Consider the following 2,384-nt stretch of genomic DNA (forward strand, 5'->3'; position numbering starts at 1 on the left):
TCTCAAAGCACATGCTTAAATCTTTACTTCTAAAATTATACATATAATTATATTCATTCATTTAGCCTTAACCTATTAAACCCACTCTAAAAATAGTTTTTATTACAAAAACGCCCACCAATTGGTGAGCGTTTGTTTACTGAAATTTAGTTTTATAAAAAGAAGCATAAGCATCATCTATTAATCACTTTATGACTATGCATTTGTAAAGTACACACTGCTAAAAAATTTAAGGAATAATGTGCAACCTACTTTTATTAACTACATTATTTATTAAATTTGATTGATTATTTAATATTCCTCACATTATATTTCACTTTAAGTATTAATTTGTACTTTAGTTACATAGCCATCATTTACATAAAATTTAATTGATGTACCATTATAATTACGTTCATACATATTCCCTGCTGGTGTGTCCGTTACATCTGAAGGTCCATATACTGTTAATAAATCATTTTTTGAAACAGTTTTACCATCTAAATCAAAAGTAACAGCATCTGCTTTATTTTCGCCAGTTTTACGAAATGATTGATCATATATATCTACCATCTCCGCTGTTTCTGCATCGCTATTTGTAATTTTATAACCATTAATTGTTAAATTTTTGTATTTAATTGCATTAATAAAATCTTGATCCAAAATAAATTCACTGTTTGCTGATGTATAACCTGTATAGTTATAATATGGCGTTTCTGCTGCTTGGGTTTGTGATTGATGTGAATCGATTGCTGCTGCACCTACTGCTGTACTAAATACGAGGCCGCAAGATAACATTATCTTTGACACTTTATTCATATTAAACACTCCCTGTAAAAATTTTGAATCTCAGTTGATTCAATTGTAATATTACACTTATATTACAAAAAGTCAATTATTTACTGATTAATATAATCCCCAAAATTTTTGAGTTCACAAAAATTGACACCTCACAAATCGTTAGAAAATTACAAGTCTATTATTCATTAATTAAACAAGTAAAATGAAATTATCAATTATAAAGGAGAAAATATCATGCCTTATTTATTATTAATTTTAGCTATAGTAGGAGAAGTCATAGGTAGTGCATTTCTTAAATCATCTGAAGGTTTTTCTAAGCTTTTTCCAACTTTGGCAACAATTATTTCATTTCTTGCATGCTTTTATTTTTTAAGCAAAACTTTACAATATTTACCATTAAATATTACATATGCTAGTTGGGCTGGACTTGGTTTGGTACTTACAACGATTGTGTCAGTTGTAATTTTCAAAGAACAAATTAATTTGATGAGTGTCATTTCAATTACTATTATTATTGTGGGTGTTGTATTACTTAATACTTTTGGGTCAACTCATTAGACACTTAATTTTTAAATTATTAGCCACCTTAGATAGGTGGCTACAGACTGTCGACAAAGTCTCCAACTTTGTTGGCAGTTTTTTTATACACGCTTTCCGCGGGCACTGCCTTATCTGTAGTCTTCGTCTAGTGCTATTCCCGCAGGAGTCGGCATAAATCACTGCCATCATTATAATATATGTAAATTAAGCAGTGATGGTGTTTATTATGTTGAATAAATCAATTGATAAAAGAGATCAATATGAAATGATTTCTATCTCTGACTTAGTCGCTAATAGTCATTTATTACGTAAAGTCGATGCGATATTAGATTTAAATTTTGTATATGAACTTGTCGAATACAAAGGAAGAATTAATATAAACATGGTCAAAGTAAATTCGTTTCTGAAAAATTGAAATGTGCCTTATCTATAGTAAAAATACGACTTACTATAGAATCCTAATTCATGTTCATAATAAAAAAAGGAACTGTTTGAAAGTCCCTTTAAAGTGAGTTACCAAGTTATAATTTTTAATTTTCAATTTCCTTCAATGCCTTTTTAGGTATATCCATTTTATTCACTTCTTCATACGTAGCCACATGGGCTCCTTTATGAGTGATTTTCAAATATTTGTCTAGCTTTAAAGTTTTTGCAGCTGTGAAAGTTATATCTCTACTTTCACCATATTTATTATAAGCATTTTGTGTGTAGCTAACTCTATCATATTCGAGAAATTTATCAGGCTTTTTGGTTTTTACATAACTATTTTCTTGCTTCACTAGGGGGTTAATTTGATCAATTATGCCGGCAATTTCTCCCTCTTGCTTTTTTCCATTAGATACTATGTACATGCCTATTAGTATTATTGCTAAACCTAGTATTACAACTGGCATTATAATCAATATCTTTTTCATTTAAAATCATTCCTTTCGTTATATAAAATTATTTTATCAATCAATATGAATTAATTGTACTTACAATATTGTTATCTTTTTTCACTTAAAATTCAGTTGGATATATAAACTAATATAGTTTTAACCATACTTTTTAAATAAATAGAAATA

At 28.3% G+C, this 2,384-nt stretch carries 3 protein-coding genes and 1 pseudogene; 2 read left to right on the forward strand and 2 right to left on the reverse strand.

The window, feature by feature from the left end; genetic code table 11:
* Nucleotides 1–318 precede the first annotated feature (318 nt).
* Nucleotides 319–798, reverse strand: a complete 480-nt coding sequence (gene isaB / locus CD150_RS10705; RefSeq protein ID WP_046207464.1) for an immunodominant staphylococcal antigen IsaB family protein — start codon at nucleotides 796–798, stop codon at nucleotides 319–321.
* Between the two features lie 216 nt (nucleotides 799–1,014).
* Between isaB and qac the strand changes: the two genes are divergently transcribed.
* The gene (qac, locus tag CD150_RS10710; protein ID WP_046207463.1) at nucleotides 1,015–1,338 is read left to right on the forward strand and encodes a QacCGHJ group quaternary ammonium compound efflux SMR transporter; all 324 of its coding nucleotides are present in this window, start codon (nucleotides 1,015–1,017) and stop codon (nucleotides 1,336–1,338) included.
* A gap of 208 nt (nucleotides 1,339–1,546) precedes the next feature.
* A pseudogene (locus tag CD150_RS10715) lies at nucleotides 1,547–1,684 on the forward strand (IS5/IS1182 family transposase); the annotation flags it as partial.
* A gap of 166 nt (nucleotides 1,685–1,850) precedes the next feature.
* On the opposite strand, the gene CD150_RS10720 reads toward CD150_RS10715, so the two are convergent.
* Entirely contained in the window at nucleotides 1,851–2,234 is a 384-nt protein-coding gene (locus CD150_RS10720) for a YxeA family protein (RefSeq protein ID WP_073342983.1), read from the reverse strand.
* Nucleotides 2,235–2,384: the final 150 nt, after the last annotated feature.

The organism is Staphylococcus ureilyticus (assembly GCF_002902235.1).
GTDB lineage: Bacteria > Bacillota > Bacilli > Staphylococcales > Staphylococcaceae > Staphylococcus > Staphylococcus ureilyticus.

Bases quoted from the DNA above. Each gene is read 5' to 3' on its own strand.
- isaB (WP_046207464.1), bottom strand. From the start codon at position 798: ATGAATAAAGTGTCAAAGATAATGTTATCTTGCGGCCTCGTATTTAGT.
- qac (WP_046207463.1), top strand. From the start codon at position 1,015: ATGCCTTATTTATTATTAATTTTAGCTATAGTAGGAGAAGTCATAGGT.
- CD150_RS10720 (WP_073342983.1), bottom strand. From the start codon at position 2,234: ATGAAAAAGATATTGATTATAATGCCAGTTGTAATACTAGGTTTAGCA.